The sequence below is a fragment of the Roseovarius sp. MBR-78 genome, assembly GCF_040547535.1.
GTDB lineage: Bacteria > Pseudomonadota > Alphaproteobacteria > Rhodobacterales > Rhodobacteraceae > Roseovarius.
In genome coordinates, this window is sequence record NZ_JBEPPX010000004.1 from 152,988 (window position 1) to 176,076 (window position 23,089).

Annotated in this window: 29 protein-coding genes and 1 riboswitch; of the genes, 24 read left to right on the top strand and 5 right to left on the bottom strand. The window is 64.4% G+C overall.

The window, feature by feature from the left end; translation table 11 throughout:
• Nucleotides 1–24: 24 nt before the first annotated feature.
• Complete coding sequence (locus tag ABIE58_RS04795; RefSeq protein WP_354543554.1) at nt 25–618, bottom strand: HD domain-containing protein; 594 nt, start codon at nt 616–618, stop codon at nt 25–27.
• Nucleotides 619–647: 29 nt separating this feature from the next.
• Entirely contained in the window at nt 648–1,559 is a 912-nt protein-coding gene (locus ABIE58_RS04800) for an FkbM family methyltransferase (RefSeq protein WP_354543555.1), read from the bottom strand.
• Nucleotides 1,560–1,720: 161 nt separating this feature from the next.
• On the opposite strand from ABIE58_RS04800, the gene ABIE58_RS04805 reads away from it, so the two are divergent.
• The 3 genes from ABIE58_RS04805 to ABIE58_RS04815 all read left to right on the top strand — a co-directional run bounded on the left by ABIE58_RS04805 (nt 1,721) and on the right by ABIE58_RS04815 (nt 4,039).
• The gene (locus ABIE58_RS04805; RefSeq protein WP_354543556.1) at nt 1,721–2,047 is read left to right on the top strand and encodes a hypothetical protein; all 327 of its coding nucleotides are present in this window, start codon (nt 1,721–1,723) and stop codon (nt 2,045–2,047) included.
• Nucleotides 2,048–2,119: 72 nt separating this feature from the next.
• Nucleotides 2,120–3,508, top strand: coding sequence for an adenosylhomocysteinase (ahcY, locus tag ABIE58_RS04810; protein ID WP_354543557.1), 1,389 nt, complete (start codon nt 2,120–2,122; stop codon nt 3,506–3,508).
• A gap of 189 nt (nt 3,509–3,697) precedes the next feature.
• On the top strand, nt 3,698–4,039 hold the full coding sequence (locus tag ABIE58_RS04815; RefSeq protein WP_354543558.1) for a DUF2853 family protein: 342 nt from the start codon (nt 3,698–3,700) through the stop codon (nt 4,037–4,039).
• Between the two features lie 57 nt (nt 4,040–4,096).
• Here ABIE58_RS04815 and ABIE58_RS04820 read toward each other — a convergent pair whose 3' ends face one another.
• Nucleotides 4,097–4,573: a MarR family winged helix-turn-helix transcriptional regulator gene (locus ABIE58_RS04820; protein ID WP_354543615.1), complete on the bottom strand. Its 477-nt coding sequence runs from the start codon at nt 4,571–4,573 to the stop codon at nt 4,097–4,099.
• Between the two features lie 232 nt (nt 4,574–4,805).
• On the opposite strand from ABIE58_RS04820, the gene ectA reads away from it, so the two are divergent.
• The 4 genes from ectA to ABIE58_RS04840 are packed head-to-tail and all read left to right on the top strand — an operon-like array spanning nt 4,806 to nt 8,543.
• Nucleotides 4,806–5,336, top strand: coding sequence for a diaminobutyrate acetyltransferase (ectA, locus tag ABIE58_RS04825; protein ID WP_354543559.1), 531 nt, complete (start codon nt 4,806–4,808; stop codon nt 5,334–5,336).
• Between the two features lie 43 nt (nt 5,337–5,379).
• Nucleotides 5,380–6,672, top strand: a complete 1,293-nt coding sequence (gene ectB / locus ABIE58_RS04830) for a diaminobutyrate--2-oxoglutarate transaminase (RefSeq protein WP_354543560.1) — start codon at nt 5,380–5,382, stop codon at nt 6,670–6,672.
• A 6-nt stretch (nt 6,673–6,678) separates the two neighbouring features.
• The gene (locus ABIE58_RS04835) at nt 6,679–7,071 is read left to right on the top strand and encodes an ectoine synthase (RefSeq protein WP_354543561.1); all 393 of its coding nucleotides are present in this window, start codon (nt 6,679–6,681) and stop codon (nt 7,069–7,071) included.
• Between the two features lie 35 nt (nt 7,072–7,106).
• Nucleotides 7,107–8,543 carry an aspartate kinase gene (locus tag ABIE58_RS04840; protein WP_354543616.1) on the top strand — a complete coding sequence of 479 codons (1,437 nt, stop codon included), beginning with the start codon at nt 7,107–7,109 and terminating at the stop codon, nt 8,541–8,543.
• Between the two features lie 210 nt (nt 8,544–8,753).
• Here the strand turns inward: ABIE58_RS04840 and ABIE58_RS04845 are convergent, their stop codons facing one another.
• On the bottom strand, nt 8,754–9,464 hold the full coding sequence (locus tag ABIE58_RS04845; RefSeq protein WP_354543562.1) for a winged helix-turn-helix domain-containing protein: 711 nt from the start codon (nt 9,462–9,464) through the stop codon (nt 8,754–8,756).
• Between the two features lie 18 nt (nt 9,465–9,482).
• A complete protein-coding gene (locus tag ABIE58_RS04850; protein ID WP_354543563.1) occupies nt 9,483–9,716 on the bottom strand; it encodes a hypothetical protein in 234 nt (77 codons plus the stop codon).
• Nucleotides 9,717–9,918: 202 nt separating this feature from the next.
• Here ABIE58_RS04850 and ABIE58_RS04855 point away from each other — a divergent pair, with 202 nt between their 5' ends.
• The 17 genes from ABIE58_RS04855 to ABIE58_RS04935 all read left to right on the top strand — a co-directional run bounded on the left by ABIE58_RS04855 (nt 9,919) and on the right by ABIE58_RS04935 (nt 23,068).
• A complete protein-coding gene (locus tag ABIE58_RS04855; RefSeq protein WP_354543564.1) occupies nt 9,919–10,251 on the top strand; it encodes a hypothetical protein in 333 nt (110 codons plus the stop codon).
• Nucleotides 10,252–10,303: 52 nt separating this feature from the next.
• Nucleotides 10,304–10,672: a hypothetical protein gene (locus ABIE58_RS04860; protein WP_354543565.1), complete on the top strand. Its 369-nt coding sequence runs from the start codon at nt 10,304–10,306 to the stop codon at nt 10,670–10,672.
• 52 nt (nt 10,673–10,724) lie between these two features.
• Nucleotides 10,725–11,156: a hypothetical protein gene (locus tag ABIE58_RS04865; protein WP_354543566.1), complete on the top strand. Its 432-nt coding sequence runs from the start codon at nt 10,725–10,727 to the stop codon at nt 11,154–11,156.
• Nucleotides 11,157–11,213: 57 nt separating this feature from the next.
• Nucleotides 11,214–11,837 (top strand): ribonuclease HII, encoded by a 624-nt coding sequence (gene rnhB, locus ABIE58_RS04870; protein ID WP_354543567.1) that lies wholly within the window; start codon nt 11,214–11,216, stop codon nt 11,835–11,837.
• Nucleotides 11,838–11,933: 96 nt separating this feature from the next.
• The gene (locus tag ABIE58_RS04875) at nt 11,934–13,049 is read left to right on the top strand and encodes a site-specific DNA-methyltransferase (protein ID WP_354543568.1); all 1,116 of its coding nucleotides are present in this window, start codon (nt 11,934–11,936) and stop codon (nt 13,047–13,049) included.
• A gap of 128 nt (nt 13,050–13,177) precedes the next feature.
• Nucleotides 13,178–13,281: riboswitch (TPP riboswitch) on the top strand.
• Between the two features lie 46 nt (nt 13,282–13,327).
• Nucleotides 13,328–14,122, top strand: a complete 795-nt coding sequence (gene thiD / locus ABIE58_RS04880; RefSeq protein WP_354543569.1) for a bifunctional hydroxymethylpyrimidine kinase/phosphomethylpyrimidine kinase — start codon at nt 13,328–13,330, stop codon at nt 14,120–14,122.
• Nucleotides 14,119–15,105 carry an FAD-dependent oxidoreductase gene (locus ABIE58_RS04885; RefSeq protein ID WP_354543570.1) on the top strand — a complete coding sequence of 329 codons (987 nt, stop codon included), beginning with the start codon at nt 14,119–14,121 and terminating at the stop codon, nt 15,103–15,105. The genes thiD and ABIE58_RS04885 overlap by 4 nt, the downstream gene beginning before the upstream one ends.
• Entirely contained in the window at nt 15,089–15,286 is a 198-nt protein-coding gene (gene thiS, locus ABIE58_RS04890) for a sulfur carrier protein ThiS (RefSeq protein WP_354543571.1), read from the top strand. Before ABIE58_RS04885 ends, thiS begins: the two co-directional genes overlap by 17 nt.
• Nucleotide 15,287: 1 nt before the next feature.
• Nucleotides 15,288–16,058, top strand: coding sequence for a thiazole synthase (locus ABIE58_RS04895; protein ID WP_354543572.1), 771 nt, complete (start codon nt 15,288–15,290; stop codon nt 16,056–16,058).
• On the top strand, nt 16,058–16,654 hold the full coding sequence (locus ABIE58_RS04900) for a thiamine phosphate synthase (protein WP_354543573.1): 597 nt from the start codon (nt 16,058–16,060) through the stop codon (nt 16,652–16,654). The genes ABIE58_RS04895 and ABIE58_RS04900 overlap by 1 nt, the downstream gene beginning before the upstream one ends.
• Entirely contained in the window at nt 16,651–17,628 is a 978-nt protein-coding gene (locus tag ABIE58_RS04905; RefSeq protein ID WP_354543574.1) for a ThiF family adenylyltransferase, read from the top strand. The genes ABIE58_RS04900 and ABIE58_RS04905 overlap by 4 nt, the downstream gene beginning before the upstream one ends.
• A complete protein-coding gene (locus ABIE58_RS04910; RefSeq protein ID WP_354543575.1) occupies nt 17,625–18,557 on the top strand; it encodes an ABC transporter substrate-binding protein in 933 nt (310 codons plus the stop codon). Before ABIE58_RS04905 ends, ABIE58_RS04910 begins: the two co-directional genes overlap by 4 nt.
• A complete protein-coding gene (locus ABIE58_RS04915; RefSeq protein ID WP_354543576.1) occupies nt 18,554–19,237 on the top strand; it encodes a TenA family protein in 684 nt (227 codons plus the stop codon). Before ABIE58_RS04910 ends, ABIE58_RS04915 begins: the two co-directional genes overlap by 4 nt.
• Before the next feature lie 65 nt (nt 19,238–19,302).
• Entirely contained in the window at nt 19,303–20,817 is a 1,515-nt protein-coding gene (gene gatB / locus ABIE58_RS04920) for an Asp-tRNA(Asn)/Glu-tRNA(Gln) amidotransferase subunit GatB (protein WP_354543577.1), read from the top strand.
• Between the two features lie 182 nt (nt 20,818–20,999).
• Nucleotides 21,000–21,425: a DUF1489 family protein gene (locus ABIE58_RS04925; RefSeq protein ID WP_354543578.1), complete on the top strand. Its 426-nt coding sequence runs from the start codon at nt 21,000–21,002 to the stop codon at nt 21,423–21,425.
• Nucleotides 21,426–21,536: 111 nt separating this feature from the next.
• Entirely contained in the window at nt 21,537–22,190 is a 654-nt protein-coding gene (locus ABIE58_RS04930; protein ID WP_354543579.1) for an outer membrane protein, read from the top strand.
• A gap of 293 nt (nt 22,191–22,483) precedes the next feature.
• Nucleotides 22,484–23,068, top strand: a complete 585-nt coding sequence (locus tag ABIE58_RS04935) for an outer membrane protein (protein WP_354543580.1) — start codon at nt 22,484–22,486, stop codon at nt 23,066–23,068.
• Nucleotides 23,069–23,089 lie beyond the last annotated feature (21 nt).

Below are 23,089 nucleotides of genomic sequence, written 5' to 3' on the forward strand. Positions count from 1 at the left end.
AACCTGTGGTGAGGGGGGCCGAGATTAGCCCATCTCCGCGAGCAATTCGTTATGCCGCGCAAGGTAGGCGGCGCGGGTCTCGACCGGGGGGCGCAGCGCGACGGTGAGCCCGTCCAGCACGCCGGCGCCGGGGGTGCCGAAGAACCGGTTCGCCTCGGCCAGGGTGAACCCGGCAATCTCCGTGGCCTCCATCCAGGCGCTGATCTTGTCGGCGGTCTTGATCTGCCGTTTGACGGGGGCGGGCAAGGCGGCGGGCAGGCCGAACCGCAGATGCACCGCCGCTGCAAGCCGCTTGTCGAGATCGTCATAGGCGGGGCCGATGGCGGCCTTGACCGGTGAAATCATGTCGCCGATCACGTATTCCGGCGCGTCGTGCAAGAGTGCGGCCAGCCGCCATTTCGCAGGCGCGCGCGGATTGAGGCGGGAATAGAGCCGCTCCACCAGCAGCGAGTGCTCGGCCACGGAATAGGGAAACTCTCCCAGTGTCTGACCGTTCCATCGTGCGACAAAGCTGAGACCATGCGCGATATCCTCGATCTCGATATCGACCGGGGTCGGATCGAGCACGTCGAGCCTGCGGCCCGAGAGCATCTTTTGCCAGGCGCGGGGTTTGGGCATGGGGCCTCCGGGATTTGCGGTGGTCTTGATTAGCCCGGTGGCGAAGGATTTGCAAAGCGCGCCCTGAGCGTGGCCAGAAGCGGCGAGGTGCTGTGGGCGGCGAGGAAATTGTAGCCCTTGTAGGGATCGGTTTTCCGCGCGGCGATGGCAGAAACCTCGGCCATCGGGATCAGCCCGCCCTCGATGGCAAACACCACCATCTCCGGGTCTTGCAACAGATGCGCGCTCACCGTGCAGGCGGGATCGTTGCCGTGATCCTCGTAGATCAGCACCGCGCCATCGCGCAACGCGCGCGCCGCCCCGTCGATGGCGGCAATCTCGGCCCCTTCCACGTCAAGCTTGATGAGGGCGGCGGTGCCTTCGGGCACGAGATCGTCAACCGCGAGCGTTGGCACGGTCTCGATGCGGTCCCCGGTCCCGGCGGGCGTGTCGCCCATAAGGCGGGCGGAGGCGTGGCTGAGATGGGTGTTGACGAAGCTGAGCACCTCGCCCGAGCGCGCGTGGATCGCGGCGCGGTGCAGGGTGGCATTGGCGAGATGGCCCGCATTGCCCTGCAACGCGGAAAAGGTCGCGTCCGATGCCTCGACCGCGAGCACGCGCTCGAAAAGCGGCGCGGCGCGGGTTGTCCAGTATCCCTTGTTCGCGCCCAGATCGCAAAAGAGCGGCGTGGCCCCGGCGGCGGCGCGCAACACCGCGCCGACCTCGGGCTCATAGGGCGCGCGGTAGAGGGCGAAGCGGGTCCAGTAGCCGTCACTCAGAGCGATGCGAAACGGCGGCGCGCCGCTCTCGTGGAGAAAGACCGCATTGCCTTTCGGAAAGAGCCGCGCCAGCCCGCGCGCGAAGCGGCCATAAAGCGCGCGCGTCACGGCGAGCCGGAAGAGGCCCATCAGCAGGTGATACTGCACCCGCGCGGAGGGCGAGGAAAAGGTGAGGCGGGTCATGCCACAGCACCTAACCCGGCACCGGGGCAGAGGCCAGAGGCGCACACGCCCGCCACACGCGCTTGTGCACTGAATTTTAGTGCGTAGCGCCGCGCATCCCCCCAGATTCAAGGCACGAAACCGGCGCATGTCCCGCGCGCCCCAAACCAAGGAGAAACACCATGTTCAAGCGTCTTTGTTCCACCGCCGTCATCTTTGGCGCCGCAGCCCTTGCCCCGCCTTTTGCCACGCAGGCACAGGCCCAGGCGCAGGGCCTGACCTGCCTGCCGCGCGCCGCGCTCGTCGAGCGGCTCGAGGGGGCCTACAAGGAAAGCCCGACCGGTGGCGGGCTTCAGAATCCGCAGCAATTGCTGGAGGTCTGGGCCTCGTCCGAGACCGGCAGCTTTACCGTCTTCATCACCCGTCCCAACGGCGTGAGTTGCATTGTTGCGACCGGTCAGCACTGGACCGGGGCCACCACCGCCGCCGCCGCAGGCGTGGCCGGGTGATCGCGCATTGCCCATGAAGGGGGGGAGTGCTATCTGCCTCGCGATATTAACACGCAAGGAGCCACCCCCCGAATGGCAAATGATTACATCGTCAAGGATATCAGCCTCGCCGCCTATGGCCGCAAGGAGCTCGATATTGCCGAAACCGAAATGCCCGGCCTGATGGCGCTGCGCGCCGAATATGGCGAGGCCAAGCCGCTCAAGGGCGCGCGGATCGTCGGCAGTCTGCACATGACCATCCAGACCGCCGTGCTGATCGAGACGCTGGTAGAGCTTGGGGCCGATGTGCGCTGGGCGTCGTGCAACATCTTTTCCACGCAGGATCACGCGGCGGCGGCGATCGCCGAGGGCGGCACGCCCGTGTTCGCGATCAAGGGCCAGAGCCTTGAAGAGCATTGGGATTACTTGGACAAGTCGTTCCAGTTTGCAGATGGCCCCAACATGATCCTCGACGATGGCGGCGATGCCACGCTTTACGTGCTGCTTGGCGCGCGCGCCGAGGCGGGCGAGGATATCATCCCGGTGCCGCAATCCGAGGAAGAGGCGGTCATCAAGGCGCAGATCGCCAAGCGCATGGCCGCCAGCCCCGGTTGGTTCACACGCGTGCGTGACCAGATCAAGGGCGTGTCGGAAGAAACCACGACCGGCGTGCATCGTCTTTACGAGTTGCACAAGCAGGGCCAACTGCCCTTCCCGGCGATCAACGTCAATGACAGCGTGACCAAGTCGAAATTCGACAACAAATATGGCTGCAAGGAATCGCTGGTCGACGGTATCCGCCGCGCCACCGACACGATGATGGCGGGCAAGGTGGCCGTGGTTATGGGCTATGGCGATGTCGGCAAAGGCTCTGCTGCGTCGCTGCGCGGTGCCGGTGCGCGCGTCAAGGTGACCGAGGTTGACCCGATTTGCGCGCTTCAGGCGGCGATGGACGGGTTTGAAGTGGTGCTGTTGGAGGATGTCGTATCCACCGCCGACATCTTCATCACCACCACCGGCAACAAGGACGTGATCCGCATCGAGCATATGCGCGAGATGAAGGACATGGCGATTGTCGGCAATATCGGCCATTTCGACAATGAAATTCAGGTCGCTGCCCTGAAAAACCACAAATGGACCAACATCAAGGAACAGGTCGACATGATCGAGATGCCCAATGGGCACCGTCTGATCCTGCTCTCCGAGGGGCGCTTGCTGAACCTTGGCAACGCCACCGGCCACCCGTCTTTCGTGATGTCGGCGTCCTTCACCAATCAGGTTCTGGCGCAGATCGAGCTTTGGACCAAGGGCGACCAATACGGCAACGAGGTCTATATCCTGCCCAAGCATCTGGATGAAAAGGTCGCGCGCCTGCATCTGGATCGCATCGGCGTGAAGCTGACCCAGATGAGCCCCGATCAGGCCGCCTATATCGGCGTGTCGCCGGAAGGGCCGTTCAAGCCCGAGCATTACCGCTACTAAGCGGCGCGGCCTGCACAGGATTTGCGCCCGCTGGCCCTTGGCTGGCGGGCGTTTTTCGTGGACGGGGAGGGGGCGGGCAATTTTCCCTTTGTGCGTCGAACAACTGCCGCTATCCTCGCCCGAGCACCATTTCCGGGGCTTGCAGAAACGAGGGACCGGCGAAACTGCCGGGTGATTGGGAGATAGTCGATGGGAAAACGTGACGATCTGATTGCGCGCTACGCGGATGACCTGCGCAACAAATGCGGGATGGAGCCGGATATGGCGCTGCTCACCAAGGTGACCATCGGCTGTGGTCCGGCGATCTACAATGCCGATGCGGCGACCGTGGCCGCAGGCCAGCCCGACGAGCTTGAGACGGTCAAGACCAATTTTCTGATCAAGAAACTGGGCCTTGCCGACAGCCCCGCGCTGATGGATGCGATCAATCAGGTGCTCGACACCTATGGCCGCTCCGAGCGCAACAAGTATCGCGCGGTGGTCTATTACATGCTGACCAAGCATTTCGGCAAGGAGGCCGTCTACGGCTGACCGGCCCCGCGATTGCCCATGCGCCCGCCCCCCGTGGCGGGCGTTTTCATGTCTGGCTCAGGACGCGCTGCGCAGATCGCCGGTATCAAGCACTGGCGAGGCGTCGATCTCGTCTGCATCGAGCATCGCCGCCACCCGTTCCAGTGAGGCGACAAGCTGCGCCTGTTCCCAATCCTCCAGCGCCTCGAACTTGCGCACATAGCGCTGTTGCAGCGCGTCGGGCGCAAGGCGGATCGTGTCGTGACCGGCCTGGGATATCAGGATGTTGATCTGCCGCCGATCCGCCTGTGATTTCTCGCGCGTGACCATGCCCTGTTTCACCAGCTTGTCCACCAGAGAGGTGACCGTCGCCTGGCTAACGCGCATCCGGCGCGCGATTTCGGTCGCGGTGCTTTGGCCGCGCTCGGCCACGATCTGAAGCACGCGAAACTGCACTGCCGTCAGACCGGCGGCATTCGCGAGCTTGCGCCCGTAGATTTCCGTGGCGCGCAGGATGCGCCGTAGCGCGATGAGGCTCTGATCGGTGCGATCCATGCGGTCCCTCCCGGTGATGGACGCGATGGTCGCAAAGCTGTCACTCAATTGCAAATCCTTCCCTCCCTTGCCATTTTCGCTCGATATCATAGACAAAGCTAATGATAATTATCGTGTAAGCCTGCATTTTATGCTCAAATTTACCGTTCCAGAACAAATTTTAGGAACAAGGTTGATTTTATAGGCTAAGTATTATACTTAGTCAATCGAAACAACAGAGGGCTGATGATCCATGCGCCATGCAAGGGAAATTTTCGGGAAATCACTGCCATCGCTGCGCAAGCCGGTGGCAGAGGACGGGGCAGATATCTGGAGGCTCGTTCGCGCCTGCAAGCCGCTCGACGAGAATTCCATGTATTGCAACCTCGTGCAGTGCGACCACTTCCGCGACACCTGCATCGTCGCCGAGATGGATGGCGAGATCGTCGGCTGGGTTTCGGGCTACCGCCTGCCCGACGACCCCGAGACGCTGTTTGTCTGGCAGGTCGCGGTCTCGCAGACGGCGCGGGGCACCGGGCTTGGCACGTTGATGCTGCGCGGGCTGTTGTCGCGCGAGAGCTGCAAGGGCGTGACGCGCGTGCAGACCACGATCACCCGCGACAATGCCGCAAGCTGGGCGCTCTTTCGCAAGTTCACCGAGGTGAGCGAGGCAGAGCTGTCAAGCGCGCCCTATTTCTCGAAATCGCAGCATTTCGACGAGCTTCACGACACCGAATACATGGTGACGATCTCTCTCAAGGCGCGGATGAAAAAGGCGGCCTGACCGGGGCCGCCGCCCGCTCCCCAATCACATGAAGGAACATGACATGCCGACTGAGCAATCAGCCGATCTCGACATCTATTCCCGCCGCGAATCCGAGGCGCGCAGCTATTGCCGCAGCTTTCCCACGTCTTTCGTCAAGGCGACTGGCTCGGAACTGACAGATGCGACGGGCCGCACCTATATCGACTTTCTCGCCGGGTGCTCGTCGCTGAATTACGGCCATAACGACCCGGACATGAAGGCCGCGCTGATCGAGCATATCACCGCCGATGGCATCACCCACGGCCTTGACATGCACAGCGGTGCCAAGGCCGATTTCCTGCGCGCCTTCGAGGATATCATCCTCAAACCGCGCAGCATGGATTACAAGGTGATGATGACCGGCCCGACCGGCACCAACGCCGTCGAGGCCGCTATGAAGCTGGCGCGCAAGGTCACGGGGCGGCGCAACATCATCGCCTTTACCAACGGGTTTCACGGCATGACAATGGGTGCGCTGTCCTGCACCGGCAATTCCAGCAAGCGCGCGGGCGCGGGCGGCGGGTCGCTGTGTGGCACTACGCATATGCCGTTCGAGGGTGCCTTTGGCGAAGATGTGGATAGCCTGCGCATCATCGAGGAAATGCTCGGCAACCCGTCAAGCGGCGTCGATGCGCCCGCGGCGTTCATCATCGAGCCGGTGCAGGGCGAGGGCGGGCTGAACGCCGCCTCCACCGCCTTCATGCAGGGCATCGCGCGGATCGCCAAGGATCACGGCGCGCTGCTGATCGTTGATGACATTCAGGCCGGGTGCGGGCGCACCGGCACCTTCTTCAGCTTCGAGGAAATGGGGATCGAGCCGGATCTGATCCCGATGGCCAAGAGCTTTTCCGGCATGGGCCTGCCCTTTGCCGCGCTCCTGATCAAGCCCGAGCATGATATCTGGGGGCCGGCCGAGCATAACGGCACGTTCCGAGGCAATACCCATGCTTTTGTCACCGCGCGGGTGGCGCTGGAGAAGTTCTGGAAGGACGACACCTTTCAAAACGAAGTGGCCGAAAAGGCCGAGATGCTGCGCGCGGCGCTTGGCCGTATCGCCGACACCATCCCCGGTGCCCGCCTCAAGGGGCGCGGCATGATGCAGGGGGTCGATGTGGGCAATGGCGATCTGGCCGGTGCGATCTGTGCGCGGGCCTTTGAATTGGGCCTCATCATCGAGACCTCGGGCGCGCGCGATGAGGTGGTCAAGGTGCTTGCCCCGCTCACCACGCCCGAGGACACATTCGCCAAGGGGCTGGACATCCTCGCGCAAGCGGTGCGGGATGTGACCAAGACCCAGAAAATAGCAGCGGAGTAACGCAAAATGATCGTCAGAGACTTCAACAAGATCATCGAGGAAGAACGCAATCGCGTCGTGTCAGATGCGCAATGGTCAAGCGTGCGGATGCTGCTTGCAGATGACGGGATGGGGTTTTCGTTCCACATCACGTTTCTGGAGCCGGGATCGGAGCACACCTTTGAGTATAAGAACCACTTCGAGAGTGTCTACTGCATGCAGGGCAAAGGCTCGATCACCGATCTGGCCACGGGTGAGACGTATGAGATCACGCCGGGCGTGATGTATGCGCTCGACAAGCATGATCGCCACACCCTGCGCGCCGACGAAGAGCTTGTGATGGCCTGCTGCTTCAACCCGCCGGTGACCGGCAAAGAGGTGCATCAGGCCGACGGCTCTTACGCGCTTCAATCAAGTTGAGAGGGTCGGGGCGCGAAGGCCCCGGCATGAGGGATATGACATTTCCAACCCACACCGTCGAGAAGATCGGCGGCACGTCGATGAGCCGTGTCAATGAACTGCTCGACACGCTCTTTATCGCGGGGCGCGAGGGGGCGGCTCTCTATGGTCGCGTTTTCGTGGTCTCGGCCTTTGGCGGGATCACCAACCTGTTGCTGGAACACAAGAAATCCGGGCAGCCCGGCGTTTATGCGCGCTTTGCCAATAATGACGACGATCACGGCTGGCTTGATGCGCTGACCGAGGTGGGCCACGCGATGCGTGCGGCGCATGGCGATATCCTCGACAATCCCGGTGATCGCAACATGGCCGACGAATTCGTGCGCGAACGGATTGAGGGCGCGCGCTCGTGCCTGTTTGATCTGCAACGGCTGTGTTCCTACGGGCATTTCCGACTGGGCGATCACATGATGGTCATCCGCGAATTGCTCTCGGGTCTGGGCGAGGCGCATTCGGCCTTTGTCACCACGCTGTTGCTGCAGCGCGCGGGCGTCAATGCGCGGTTCATCGACCTCAGCGGCTGGCGCGACGAGACCGAGCACACGCTCGCCGAGCGGATCGCGGCGGGATTGAGCGATGTGGACCTGAGCGCGGAAATGCCCATCGTCACCGGCTATGCGCAATGCAGCGAGGGGCTGATGCGCGAGTTTGATCGCGGCTATTCCGAGGTGACCTTCGCCCGCATCGCCGCCCACACGGGCGCGCGCGAGGCGATCATTCACAAGGAATTTCACCTGTCTTCGGCCGATCCGAAGCTGGTGGGCGAAGAGGCCGTGCGCAAGCTGGGGCATACCAATTACGACGTGGCCGATCAGCTTTCCAATCTTGGGATGGAGGCGATTCACCCCAAGGCCGCCAAGACGCTGCGGCAGGCCGAGGTGCCCCTGCGCGTGACCAACGCCTTTGATCCCGGCGATCCCGGCACGCTGATCGACGATCAGCCCACCGATACCCCGGCGGTCGAGATCGTGACCGGCCTCAAGGTGGTGGCGCTGGAACTGTTCGAGCAGGACATGGTGGGCGTCAAGGGCTATGATGCGGCGATTCTCGACGCGCTCAAGCGGCACAATGTCTGGATCGTCTCCAAGACCTCGAACGCCAACACGATCACGCATTATGTGCAGGCCTCGCTTAAGGTGGTGCGTCGCGTGGCGCATGACCTGGAGGCGCTCTATCCGGCGGCGCAGGTCTCTGCGCGCACGCTGGCGCTGGTCTCGCCCATCGGGCGCGACCTCAAGGGGCTCAGGGTGTTGAGCCGGGGCCTTGCCGCGCTGGAAGAGGCGGGGATCGAGGTGATCGCCGCGCATCAGACACCGCGCGGCGTGGATGTGCAATTCGTGCTGGGCACCGGCGATCTTGACGCGGGCATCACCGCGCTGCACCGCGCGTTGATCGAGGGCAGGGCAGTGCAGGCTCCACGACAGGCCGCGTGAGGGGGGCTATTCCCACAATTTGAGACGAATGCGCGGCACTCCGGGTTTGGCGGTGCCGCGCTTTTGCTGTAGGGTCAAAGGGTCAGGGCCAGGATGGCCGGGACCTTCCAAAGAGTAACACGTGTGGTGCGTAGGGAGCACGTGGGGTGGCGGAGGGTGCTGGTCAACGGGCTGGCATCCTCCGTTTTCATCGTGTCGCGCCTGTGCCCGTCATTGCACGCGGATCGCCGACTTATCCACCAGAAGGACATAGCCGCGCCGGGCGATGTTCTTGACCAGCATTTCGCTGACAAGCTGATTGCCGAGCGCGTCGCGCAGCCGCTTTATCCGGGTGGCCCCGGCGGCCTCTTCGCAATCCTCAGATTTCCGCCCCGAGATGATCGCCTCGATCTCGGCCCCGCTGAGCACGTCATCGTCAAGCCGCGCCTCGGCCAATATGCTCAGCGTCTCGAGCGCGGCATCGGTCAGCTTGAACGCCATGTCGTTGAGATAGACGGTGCGTTCCTCGCGGCTGATATGCAGCGACGAGACCTGTATCCCCGTCCGCTCGATCTGTGCCATGCGCCGGTTGAGCGCCACCAGCATCACCAGAAACACCAGCGAGGCCACCAGCAAAGCGGTGGAAAACACCAGCAGCACGAATATGACCATCCGGTAACTGACAAGTGTTTCGGAAAAGGCGGTGCCCGACAGGGCGAGGATTTCCAGAAGCTTTATCTCGCCCTGACCGGTCAGCGCGTCGTTCTCGACAAAGATACGCTCGACCCGCGCGTTGAAGGCATTCGCGTCGGGCAGGCTCAGAAACAGGAACACCGCTGCGACCGTCAGGATCGCAACGATGGCCACCACGCCGAACACGACGACGCGGTTACCCGACCGGCGCATGTCGGCGGCGGAGGTGCCTTGTCCGCCCAGCCTCATCTTGATCGTGAAACCACGTTATTTTTCCTTCTTCGACATGATCTTGAGCAGCGTCAGCCCCTGTTGGGCCAGTTGCGCCCGAAGCGCCCCCTCTGCCGCCGAACAGGGCACGCTGAGCGTGGTCACGTTATAGAAAAGCTCGAACGGGTTTTCCCGTTTGGCCTTGTATTCGACCTGGCACGCCGCCACCGCCGCCTCGGCAGAGAGGGTGAACGCGAGGGTCGCTGCGAGGGTGGGGATGATGCGTGTCATGGCGACAACATGCGCCAGCGCCCGCGGCTATTCAATAACCCGTGACCCGAAATGACCCTGAAAGCGGGTGATATCGGATATCATGGGGGTGATATTGCCTGTCCGGGCAGGGCGGGCACATGTTCAGGGCACGACTTGCGGCCAGGGCGAATGACAACGGCTCCCGACGCCGCGCTGCCACGCAAACCTGAAAGGAGACACCATGTTTCGCACAGTCCTCGCTCTCGCCTTTGGCGCGGCGCTCAGCCTTGGTGGCGCGCCTGTCGCCTCTGCGGCCCCGATCACCCAGACCGCTCCCGCCGCCGGTGCCAAGATCATCCTAGCAGGCGGCCAGCGCCATTATCGCGGCCATGTCTCGCGCGGCTATGGCTACGGCCATAACGGCTATGGCCACGCGCGGCCCCGCTATCGCGGGCGCGGCCACTACCGCCCGAGCTATGGCTATCAGCGCGGTTATGGTCGGCATTATGTCTATCGCCCCGCCCCGTATTACGCACCGCGCCACCGCTCCTATGGGCATCAATATGGCCGGTGATCGCGCCGCAGACCGGTCGTGACATCGTATCACCAAAGAAAAGGATCAGATCATGTTTAACAAGCTCACCACCACCCTCATGGCGGGCGCTCTCGCGCTCGCCACCCTCGCCGCACCGACGCAGGTGCGCGCCGACAACGACGCCGGCAAGGTCATCGCCGGGCTTGCCATTGGCGCGATCATCGGCGCGGCCATTACCAGCGACAACAATCGGAACCGTCACGATGGCGGCTATGTCTCGCGCGGATACTCGCGCGGATACCAGGGCGGATACCAGGGCGGGTATGATCGCGGTTATTCCCGTGGCCATGATCGCGGGTATCGGGGGCGTCACGGCTATGGCCAGCAGCAGCGCGTCTACCAGCGCGGCCCGCGCCATGCGCCGCGTCACCGTTCCTATGGTCATGACTATGGCCGGTGATCGCGCCGCGTCCCTGTCATGACATCGTCCCCGTAAAGGAAAGGATCGGATCATGTTTACAAGGCTCACCACCACCCTCATGGCAAGCGCTTTCGCGCTTGCCTCGGTTGCCGCGCCGACGCAGGTGCGCGCCGACAATGACGCCGGCAAGGTCATCGCCGGTCTTGCCGTCGGTGCGATCATCGGCGCGGCCATTGCCAGCGACAACGGGCGGGATCGTCATGGCGGCGGATATCGCAATAGCTCTTACGACGGCCATGATCGCGGCTATCAGGGCCATGACAGCTATGGCCCGGAGCGGCGCGTCAACCTGCCCGGTGCCTGCCGCGTGCATAGCAATTACCGCTCGGGATATTCTGGGCGCTGCCTGAATGGCTACAATTACGGCTATTCGGCGCTGCCCTCGGACTGCGCGGTGCATATCGGCGGGTATCACGGGACGGTCTATCGTGACCGCTGCCTCAACCGGTATGGCTATTACTGAGGGACGGGCAGGCGTGCGGGCCTTTGCATTCGCCGCAAGCCCGTGCCATGACGGCGCATGACCGGCCCCGATTTTAGCCATGAGCACGCCGCCCGCGCCCTTGGCCATGCCCGCATCGCGGGGGTGGACGAGGTCGGGCGCGGCCCGCTTGCCGGGCCGGTGACGGCGGCGGCGGTGATCCTCGATCCCGCGCGCGTGCCCGAGGGGCTCGACGATTCCAAGAAGCTCGGCGCAGGGCGGCGCGCGGCGCTTTGTGCGGCGCTCATGGCCTGTGCCGAGGTGTCGGTTGCCCATGCCACCGTCGCCGAGATCGACAGCCTCAACATCCTGCGCGCGGCGCATCTGGCGATGGAACGGGCCATTGCGGGCCTCGATCCGGCCCCCGAGATGGTGCTGATCGACGGCAATATGGTTCCGCGCGGCCTGACGCTCCCGGCGCGGGCGATCATCAGGGGCGATGCCGCTTCGCTCTCGATTGCCGCCGCCTCGATCGTGGCCAAGGAGGCGCGTGATCGCCTCATGCGGGATTTGGCGCAACAGTTTCCGGGCTATGGATGGGAGCGCAACGCAGGCTACCCGTCAAAGGCGCATCGCGACGCGCTCCTAAATCTTGGTGTGACCCCTCACCATAGGCGTTCGTTCAGGCCCGTCCACAATATCTTGTATCAAGAAAATAACTAACCTACTGATTCAAAAAAGAAATTGACCACGAATCAGCTTTGACTCATTGTTTTGCCAAGGATCAGAGCGCCCAAGGCGCCGGGACAGAGGCAGAAAATGACAACGAAAACCAAGGCAAAGGGCGCGCCCGCGCTCCCTCTCAACACGATTATCGCCGGTGATTGCATCGAGGTGATGAACGGCCTTCCCGAGGCCAGCATCGACCTGATTTTCGCCGATCCGCCCTACAATCTGCAACTGCGCGGCGATCTGCACCGGCCCGATAACAGCCAGGTCGATGCCGTCGATGACGCCTGGGACAGCTTTGCCAGCTTTGCCGCCTATGACCGTTTCACGCGCGATTGGCTCGCCGCCGCGCGGCGCCTGCTCAAACCCACCGGCGCGATCTGGGTCATCGGCTCGTATCACAACATCTTTCGCGTCGGTGCCGCGTTGCAGGATGCGGGGTTCTGGATTCTCAACGATGTGGTGTGGCGCAAATCCAACCCGATGCCCAATTTTCGCGGCAAGCGGCTCACCAACGCGCATGAGACGATGATCTGGGCCAGCCGCGAGGAGGGCGGGAAATACACGTTCAATTACGAGGCGCTGAAATCATTGAACGAGGGCGTGCAGATGCGCAGCGACTGGGTTCTGCCGATTTGCACCGGACATGAGCGGCTCAAGGACGAAAACGGCGACAAGGCGCACCCGACGCAAAAACCCGAGAGCCTGTTGCACCGGGTTCTGGTCGGCTCCACCAATCCCGGCGATGTGGTGCTTGATCCGTTCTTTGGCACTGGCACGACGGGGGCCGTGGCGCGGATGCTGGGCCGCGATTACATCGGTATCGAGCGCGAGGAAAGCTATCGCCGCGTGGCCGAGGCGCGGCTCCGGGCGGTGCGCAAATATGACAGCGAGGCGCTGCGCGTCTCGACCTCGAAACGCGCCGAGCCGCGCGTGCCCTTTGGCCAGCTTGTCGAGCGCGGGATGCTGCGCCCGGGCGAGGTGCTGACCTCGATGAACGGCAAGGCGGCGGCCAAGGTGCGCGCCGATGGCACGCTCGTGGCCGATGGCGTGAACGGCTCGATCCACCAGGTCGGCGCGCATCTTGAGGGCGCGCCAAGCTGCAATGGCTGGACCTATTGGTGCTTTCGCCGCGAGGGCAAGATCGTGCCCATCGACGTGCTGCGCCAGCAGATCCGCGCCGAGATGGCCGACCGCCCCAACTGATCCCTGCGTGCCGCCGGTGTCCGGGCACTGACTTGACCGGGCACCCTTGCCTTGCCCCGTCACTATTGGCGTGACGGGGCTTTTTTGTGCGGCCCCCTTGTTGCCGGTCGTGGGCGCTGTTACGTTTGTTTCATCCGTTGGGGTGCCCCGAAAACGGGGCTGAGAGGCCATCCGCCAACCCATCGAACCTGATCCGGGTGATACCGGCGTAGGGAACGGATTTCGGCACGCCCTCGCGCGCCCCCTCCCGTTCCCCGAAAGTCTGAGAGGAACGGTACATGGTCGCAACCGCATTGACGATCGCAGGCTCCGATAGCGGCGGCGGCGCGGGCATTCAGGCCGATCTCAAGACATTCTCGGCGCTGGGCGTCTATGGCGCAAGCGTGCTGACCGCCGTCACCGCGCAGAACACCGTGGCCGTCAGCGATGTTCACCCGATCCCCGATGCCACGGTCGCCGCGCAACTCGCCGCCGTGTTGGGCGATATCAGGGTCGATGCGATCAAGATCGGGATGCTGGGCGATGCCAGCCTGATCGAGACGGTGGCAGGGGCGCTGGCGGATTACCAAGGCCCCGTGGTGCTCGATCCGGTGATGGTCGCGAAATCCGGTGCGCGGCTCCTGCCCGATGCCGCGCGCGCGGCGCTCATTGCGCATCTGTTGCCGCGCGCCGATCTGCTCACCCCGAACCTGCCCGAGGCGGCGGTGCTTCTGGGCTGTGCCGAGGCGCGCGATGATCGGGCGATGCAGCAGCAGGGCGCGCGCCTGCGCGAGATGGGGGTGGGGGCCGTTTTGATGAAGGGCGGGCATGGCCGGGGCGAGACCTGCACCGATTGGCTGATCGGTGACGAGGTGATCCGCCTTGACGCCCCGCGCATTGCCACGCGCAACACGCATGGCACCGGCTGCACGCTCTCGTCGGCCATCGCGGCGGGGCTGGCACAGGGGCTGGACCTGCCCGAGGCGGTCAGCAACGCGCATAGCTGGCTCCACGCCGCGATCCGCGCCGCCGACAGGCTCGATATCGGCCACGGCCACGGCCCGGTGCATCATTTCCACGAGGTCTGGCCATGACCGGGGCTGTCACCATCCGTGGCGCAGGCGTCGTGGGGCTTTGCGTCGCCACCGAATTGATGGCGCGCGGCATCTCCGTCACCCTGCGCGATCCCGCCCCCGCCCCCGGCGCGCATGGCTGCTCTTGGTGGGCGGGCGGGATGCTCGCGCCGTTCTGCGAGGGGTTCAGCGCCGAAGAACCGGTGATGCGGTTGGGCCAGGAGGCCGCCGACTGGTGGCAGGCGCAGGGCGTGGAGGTGATCCGGCGCGGATCGCTGGTGGTGACACTCGCGCGCGACCGGCGCGAACTCGACCAATTCGCGCGCCGCACCACCGGCCACCGGCTGCTCACAGGTGCAGAACTGGCCGCGTTAGAGCCGCATCTCGCGGATCGCCACGACCGCGCGCTGTTTTTTGCAGGTGAGGCGCATATCGACCCGCGCGCCGCGCTGCTTCACCTGCGCAAGCGGCTGCAAGAGGCGGGCGCGCGGTTCGAGCAGACCGACGCGCCCGCCGATGGCCCGGTGATCGACTGTCGCGGCCTCGCGGCGCAGGACAGCCTGCCCGATCTGCGCGGCGTCAAGGGCGAGATGGTGGTGCTGCGCGCCCCGGATGTGACCCTGTCCCGGCCCGTTCGCCTGCTTCATCCGCGTTTTCCGCTCTATATCGTGCCGCGCGGCGACGGCGTCTTCATGCTCGGGGCCACGCAGATCGAGAGCGGCGACCGCTGGCGCGCCTCGGTCCGGTCGGTGATGGAGCTTTTGTCGGCGGCCTACGCGCTCCACCCCGCCTTTGGCGAGGCGGAGGTGGTGGAAATCGGCGTGGACGCGCGCCCGGCCTTCCCCGACAACTTGCCGCGCATCACGGCGAGGGGCGAGACGATCCATGCCAACGGCCTCTTTCGCCACGGCTTTCTGCTGTCGCCCGCCGTGGCGCGGATGACCGCCGCGCTGGTGATGCGCGAGAATGAAAAACCGGAGTTTGCCCATGAAGATCACGGTTAACGGCACCGCACAGGACACCGCCGCGCCGACCCTCGACGCGCTGCTGATCGAGGTGGGCCACGGCGGGGCCAAGGTCGCGACGGCGGTGAACGAACGCTTTGTTCCTGCCGCTCTCAGGCCGGAACAGAGACTGAATGACGGGGACCGCGTCGAGATCGTCGCCCCTCGGCAAGGGGGCTGATATGCCGGTTTTCTACGATATAGAAGTGACATCCCGCCTGATGCTGGGCACCGCGCAATACCCCTCTCCCGCGATCCTGGCCGACGCGTTTAAACGCTCCGGCGCGGGCATCGCCACTGTCTCCGTGCGCCGCGAGGCGGGGGGCGAGCGCGCGGGGCAGGCGTTCTGGGACATGATCCGCGCGCTTGGCGTGCATGTCCTGCCCAACACCGCCGGCTGCCATTCGGTACGCGAGGCGGTGACCACGGCGCAGATGGCGCGCGAGCTTTTCGACACCAACTGGATCAAGTTGGAGGTGATCGGCCATGCCGACACGTTGCAGCCCGATCCCTTCGGCCTTGTCGAGGCCGCGCGCATCCTCACCGATGAGGGCTTTGCCGTGTTTCCCTATTGCACCGAGGATCTGGTGCTCTGCGAGCGGCTGGTTGAGGCCGGATGCCGGGTGCTGATGCCCTGGGGCGCGCCCATCGGCACCGGGCTGGGGCTGAACAATATCTATGGGCTTCGCAGCTTGCGCGCGCATTTCCCCGACCTGCCTCTTGTGATCGACGCCGGATTGGGCCTGCCCTCACAGGCGGCCCACGCGATGGAATTGGGCTATGATGCGGTGCTGCTCAACACCGCAGTGGCCCGTGCGGGCGACCCGGCGGCGATGGCCGAGGGGTTCGCGCGCGCGCTGGAGGCGGGGCGGCTGGGCTATGAGGCCGACCCGATGGAGCCGCGCGACATGGCCGCGCCCTCGACGCCGGTTCTGGGGAGGGCGTTTACCTGATGGCCCTGCCGCGTTTCTACCCGATTTTCGATGATGCCGACTGGCTGCGCCGCCTGCTGCCGCTTGGCGTGGGGCTGGTGCAATTGCGCATCAAGGAGATGGCTGGCGCGGCGCTGCACGCGCAAATCGCGCAGGCACAGAGCCTCAGCCGCGCGCATGGTGCGATCCTCGTGGTCAACGATCACTGGCAGGTGGCGATTGATCTGGGCTGCGACTGGGTGCATCTGGGCCAAGAGGATCTCGACACCGCCGACATCCCCGCCATCCGCCGCGCCGGGATCAGGATCGGCCTCAGCACCCATGACCATGCCGAGCTTGACCGCGCGCTGGCGCTTGCCCCCGATTACGTGGCGCTTGGCCCGGTCTATCCGACCATCCTCAAGCAGATGAAATGGCACGAGCAGGGCCTGGACCGCCTCACCGAATGGAAGCGCCTGATTGGCGACACGCCGCTTGTCGCCATTGGCGGCATGTCGGTGGCGCGCGCGCGCGGTGCGTTCGAGGCGGGGGCGGATGTGGTCTCGGCGGTGACGGATATCACGCTCAATGCCGATCCCGAGGTGCGGGTGCGGCAATGGATCAAGGTGACGGCATGAGCCGCTACGCCCGTCAGATCGCCCTGCCCGAATTCGGGGCAGCGGGGCAGGATCGCCTCGCGGCGGCGCATGTGTTGATCGTCGGCGCGGGGGGCCTCACCGCGCCGGTGCTGCAATATCTCGTGGGCGCGGGCGTGGGGCGGATCACGCTGATGGATGGCGACCGGGTAGCCTTGAGCAACCTGCACCGGCAGACCCTCTTTCGCATGGCCGATATCGGCCACCCCAAGGCGCAGGCCGCCGCCGCGCATATGGCCGCGCTCAACCCTGATTGCACGATTTCTGCCGTGTTAGAGCCGCTCACCCCGTTGAACGCCCCCGCGCGCGTGGCCGCGGCCGATCTGGTGCTCGACTGCGCCGACAGTTTCGCGGCAACATATGTGCTCTCTGACACCTGCCTTGCAGAAGGCACACCGCTCATCAGCGCCTCGGTGGTGGGCACTTCTGGCTATGTCGGCGGCTTCTGCGGCGGCGCGCCGAGCCTGCGCGCGGTCTTTCCCGACCTGCCCGACCGGCTTGGCAGTTGTGACGCGGATGGCGTCATGGGGCCGTCGGTGGGCGTGATCGGAAGCCTTCAGGCGCAGATGGCATTGGCCGTTTTGGCGGGAATAGAGCCCGTTCCGCTGGGGCAGCTTGTGAGTTTTGACGCGCTTGGGCCGCGCTTCGGCGGGTTCCGTTTCGACGGCGCGCCAGAGCCGGAGGGCGGTTTTGCCTTCATCGCGCCTGCTCAGATCGCCAAGACCGATTGGCTCGCCGATCTGCGCGCCGAGGATGAAAGCGGCCCCGCCCTGCCGGGGGCTACGCGCCACGGCGTGCCGGAGTTCGACACGCTTCACCCCCAAGGCACGCGCGCCGTGCTGGCGTGCCGATCCGGCCTGCGGTCGTGGCAGGCGGCGGCGCGGCTTAGCGCGCATTGGGACGGAGAGATTGCATTGATCGCCCTTGGCGATTCCCCCGAGGAGACAAACCCATGAAATACCTGACCCTGATCCTCGCGCTTCTGGCCGCCCCGGCCATGGCGCAGGACCGCATGACGCTGATCCTCGATTGGTTCGTGAACCCCGATCACGGCCCCATCATCCTCGCCGAGGAGCTTGGCTATTTCCGCGAGGCCGGGCTTGAGGTCGAGGTGGTCGCCCCAGCCGATCCCTCGGACCCGCCCAAGATGGTCGCCGCCGGGCGCGCCGATCTGGCAGTGTCCTATCAGCCGCAACTCCACATGCAGATCGAGAACGGCCTGCCGCTGCGCCGGGTCGGCACGCTGATTGCCACGCCGCTCAACTGTCTTCTGGTGCTCGAGGACGGCCCGATAAAATCCACCGCCGATCTCAAGGGCCGCAAGGTGGGGTTTTCGGTGGCGGGCGTCGAGGAGGCGCTGCTCTCGGCAATCCTCGCACAGCACGGCCACAATCTCGACGATATCGAACTGGTGAGCGTCAACTGGTCGCTCTCGCCCTCGCTCATGTCGGGGCAGGTGGATGCGGTGATCGGGGCCTATCGCAATTTCGAACTGAACCAGATGGAGATCGAGGGCGTGCCGGGGCGCTGCTTCTTCGTCGAGGAAGAGGGCATTCCCGCCTATGACGAGTTGATCTACGTGGCCAATCCCGAGGGCATGGACGCGGACATGATCCGCCGCTTCCTGCACGCGACCGAGCGCGCGACGCAATACATCCTGAACCATCCCGAGAAGGCATGGGAGATTTTCGCGGGCACCTCGCGCGAATTGCAGGACGCGTTGAACGAAAAGGCCTGGGCCGATACCTACCAGCGCTTCGCCACCCGTCCCGCCGCGCTCGATCACGCGCGTTACAAGCGGTTCGAGCAATTCCTGCTCGATGCCGGGATGATCGAGACAGCCACGCCCGTCTCGGGCCTGGCCATGGACCTGAACGCCGAATGACCGGCGATTACGGCGTGACCTTTGCCCGCCTGCGCGATGCGGCGGGGCCGGTCTGGCGGGACTATACCCACCACGCCTTTGTCGAGGGGCTGCGCACGGGCCGCCTGCCGCGCACGGCATTTCTTGGCTATCTGGTGCAGGATTACGTGTTCCTCATCCATTTCGCCCGCGCCTGGGCACTTGCCGTGACCAAGACCGAGACGCTGGCGGAAATGCGCGCCTGCGCCGCCACGGTCGATGCGCTGGTGAACCACGAGTTGGGCCTGCATGTGACAACCTGCGCCGAGGCGGGGCTGTCGGAGGCGGACCTTTACAATGCCGAGGAACACCCCGCCAACCTCGCTTATACGCGCTATGTGCTCGATGCCGGGCATTCGGGCGATCTGCTCGACCTGCTCGCCGCACTTGCCCCTTGTGTAATGGGATATGGCGAGATCGGCGCGCGGCTGGGGCCGGTGGCGGGGGATCATCCCTATGCCGGTTGGATCGGCACCTATGCAGGCGACGATTATCAACAGGTCTGCCGCGAGGCGGGCGTGCTGCTGGACGGGGCCGTCACCCGCCGCCTTGGCCCCGATCCGCACACCACGCCGGGCTGGGCGCGCCTCTGCCGCCGCTTCACCACCGCGACGCGGCTAGAGGTCGGGTTCTGGGAGATGGGGCTTTCGTTGGGACATTGAGGCCCCTTGTCGTGCGTGCCCCTGCCGCGTAGAACGCCGCCAGAGCCAATTGACGGAGCCGCAGGATGCTGGACCTTGCCTATGACACCCCCAAGCCCAAGGTGATCGCCGGGGCCAAGCACGATTGGGAACTGGTGATCGGGATGGAGGTCCACGCGCAGGTGGCCTCCAACGCCAAGCTGTTTTCCGGAGCCTCGACCGGCTTTGGCGCAGAGCCCAACAGCCATGTCGCCTTTGTCGATGCGGCGATGCCGGGGATGCTTCCGGTCATCAACGAATACTGTGTCGAACAGGCGGTGCGCACCGGCCTCGGCCTCAACGCACAGATCAACCTCTGGTCGGCCTTTGACCGCAAGAACTATTTCTACCCCGACCTGCCGCAGGGCTACCAGATCAGCCAGCTTTATCATCCGCTGGTGGGCGAGGGCGAAATCCTTGTCGATATGGCCCCCGGTATCGCGCGCCTCGTGCGGATCGAGCGGATTCACATGGAGCAGGACGCGGGCAAATCCATCCACGACATGGACCCGGCGATGTCCTTTGTGGACCTGAACCGCACCGGCGTCTGCCTGATGGAGATCGTCAGCCGCCCCGATATTCGCGGGCCAGAGGAGGCCGCCGCCTATGTCACCAAGCTGCGCCAGATCTTGCGCTATCTTGGCACCTGCGACGGCAACATGCAGAACGGCAACCTGCGCGCCGATGTGAACGTGTCGATCTGTCGGCCCGGTCAGTATGAGAAATATCAGGAGACGCAGGATTTCGCGCATCTCGGCACCCGCTGCGAGATCAAGAACATGAACTCCATGCGCTTCATCCAGGCAGCCATCGAGGTCGAGGCCCGCCGCCAGATCGCCATTGTCGAGGCAGGCGGCGCGGTGGTGCAGGAAACCCGCCTTTACGATCCCGACAAGGGCGAAACGCGGTCCATGCGCTCCAAGGAAGAGGCGCATGATTACCGCTATTTCCCCGATCCCGACCTTCTGCCGCTGGAGATCGAGCAAGAATGGGTCGACAGCATCAAGGCCAGCTTGCCCGAACTCCCCGACGCCAAGAAGGCGCGTTTCGTGCTCGAATTCGGTCTGTCGGAATATGACGCCTCTGTGCTCACGGCAGATCTCGCCAACGCCGCCTATTTCGAGGCGGTGGCCGCAAAGGCGGGCGACGGCAAGCTGGCGGCGAACTGGGTCATCAACGAGCTGTTCGGGCGGTTGAAGAAAGAGGATCACTCCATCGAGCAAAGCCCGGTCAGCCCCGATCAACTCGCCGCCATCGTGCGGCTCATCACATCCGACGCCATTTCCGGCAAGATCGCCAAGGACCTCTTCGAGATCGTCTATACCGAGGGCGGTGACCCCGAAAAGATCGTCGAGGATCGCGGCATGAAACAGGTCACCGACACCGGCGCGATAGAGACAGCCGTGGACGAGATCATCGCCGCCAACCCCGCGCAGGTGGAAAAGGCCAAGGCCAACCCCAAGCTTGCGGGCTGGTTCGTCGGTCAGGTGATGAAGGCCACGGGCGGAAAGGCAAACCCCAAGGCCGTCAATGAGATCGTGGCGGCAAAACTGGGCCTGTAACGCCGGGGGATAGAGCAAGCGCGCCCCGTCATGCACCGTCACGCGCTGCCCTATACGGGTCTCGTATTCGGGCGATGTCGGGGCCGTTTGTCTTGTCTCTTCGGGCGCGCGCGGTGCCACCCGCCGCAATCCCTTGCCCCCCGCGTCCTGAACGCTACGATCCTGCTCAACGGGAGATTCGCATGGCACTGCACCTGATAAAACTGAGCGTCGGCACATCCTCGGTCGAGGATCTCGCCGCGTGGCAGGGTTCGGTGCATGCCAAGGGGCCAGACGGCCAGCCCCGTCACGTCACCCGCATGTGGCCGCGCCGTGCCGGGGAATTGCTCGATGGCGGCTCGATCTACTGGGTGATCGGGGGGCTGGTGCAATGCCGTCAGCGCATCCTGCGGCTTGACGAGGCGACGGGCGGTGACGGTATCCGCCGCTGCGCTATCGTGCTTGATCCGATGCTCATCCGCACCGCCGCCGCGCACAAGCGCCCGTTCCAGGGATGGCGCTACCTCGTGCCCGATGACGCGCCCCCCGATCTGCCATCGTCGCGCCAGAGCGAGGACAGCCTGCCGCCAGAGCTGTCCTCGGCGCTCGCGGATATCGGTGTGATCTGAGATCCTCTCGGGCCGATCACGAGGCATTGACACCGCGCGACCGGAACGTTCATTGCGACAATCCCCGTGTGCCCCCATCCTTTCATCAAGATAGAATGAAAGGACAGGATCATGCATTTCCCGGCTCTCGCCGTCGCCCTTGTCGCGGCACTTCCGCTTGCCGCGCCGGCCTTTGCCCAGGCGACGGGCACCACGTTGCCCGATCCCGTTTTTGACACGCCGCCTGATCTGAGCTTTGGCGCGGATATGCCCGCCACCGCTGGCACCGGCTCGATCATGTCTTCGCAGGGGCGGCCCATCGGCGGGTCGGTCGATTGGACCGGCTTTTATATCGGCGGGCAGTTCGGGGCCGGCTTCACCGAGTCGAACCGGTCCAGCAACGACGAGAGTATCATGGGCGGTGTCACCCTTGGCTACGATCATGATTTCGGCCGATGGGTGCTGGGCGGGGCGCTCGATTACGATTTTGCGGATGCCGAGGTTGCCCCCGGTGCCGATCTCGAAGAGGTGTTCCGCCTCAAGATCCGCGGCGGCCCCAAGATCGGCAGGGGCTTGCTCTACGGGGCCGCGGGATGGGCCGTTGCCGATACCAGCAGCCTTGGCGACGATGACGGCTGGTTCATCGGGGGGGGCTATGAATACATGGTGAATGACCGGTTCTCGGTCGGTGGTGAGGTGCTTTACCACGAATTCGACAGCTTCAACGGCACCGGCAATGATATCGAATTCACCAGTGTGCAGGTGCGTGCCACCTACCGCTTCTGAGTGGGCGACGGCGCGGCAGGGCAGGCGGGGGCGTCCTCCAGCGCGCCCGCCTGTCTCCGTCAAGGGCGGATCGCGCCAGCCTTGGTCGCAGGCGGCAGAAACCTGCGGAAATCCGCCGAAATCCTCCCGGAGGTCCGCAAGTATGTGCCACTCACCAGGTCGTGACCGCGCCATAGCCCTCCGCCCCTTGCCGATATGCGACATGATGACAACATACACCAGGACGGTCAGATGAATGGCCGCCGGGCCGGGGCGCGCGCCTCCGGTCCGTAGATAAAAGGAAAGGACGCAAGATGTTCAGGACGACAACGGCGATTGTGGCAGTGGCCTCTTTCATGGCGGTTCCCGCCTTCGCGGGGAACAAGGCAGAACCCGCCCCCGAGCCGGTGATCTCGGCCCCCGTTCCCGCCGCCCCCATCACCCCGAACTGGACCGGTTTTTACGCTGGTGGTCAAGTTGGCTATGCCAATGTTGACGCGGACGGGTTCGATGATGATGACAGCCTGATCGGCGGTTTGACGGCCGGGTATGACTATGACTTCCAGAACGGCTTCGTCGTGGGGGCCGGGCTCGACTATGATTTCCTCGATGCCGATATCGGCAATGCCGGCACGGCTGAGGAACTGTTCCGCGCCAAGCTGCGCGGCGGCTACAAGATCGGGCGCGGCCTGGCCTATGCCACCGGTGGCTATGCCTGGGCGGATACCGACGATCTTGGCGATGATGACGGGTATTTCATCGGTGCCGGCTATGAGCACATGGTCACCGAGAAAATTTCGCTCGGCGGCGAGGTTCTGTATCACCAGTTCGACGATTTCAACGGCGGCGGTGATATCGATGCGACCACGGTTCAGGCGCGGGCCACGTTCCGCTTCTGATCCGGCAGGGCTATGAGCAAA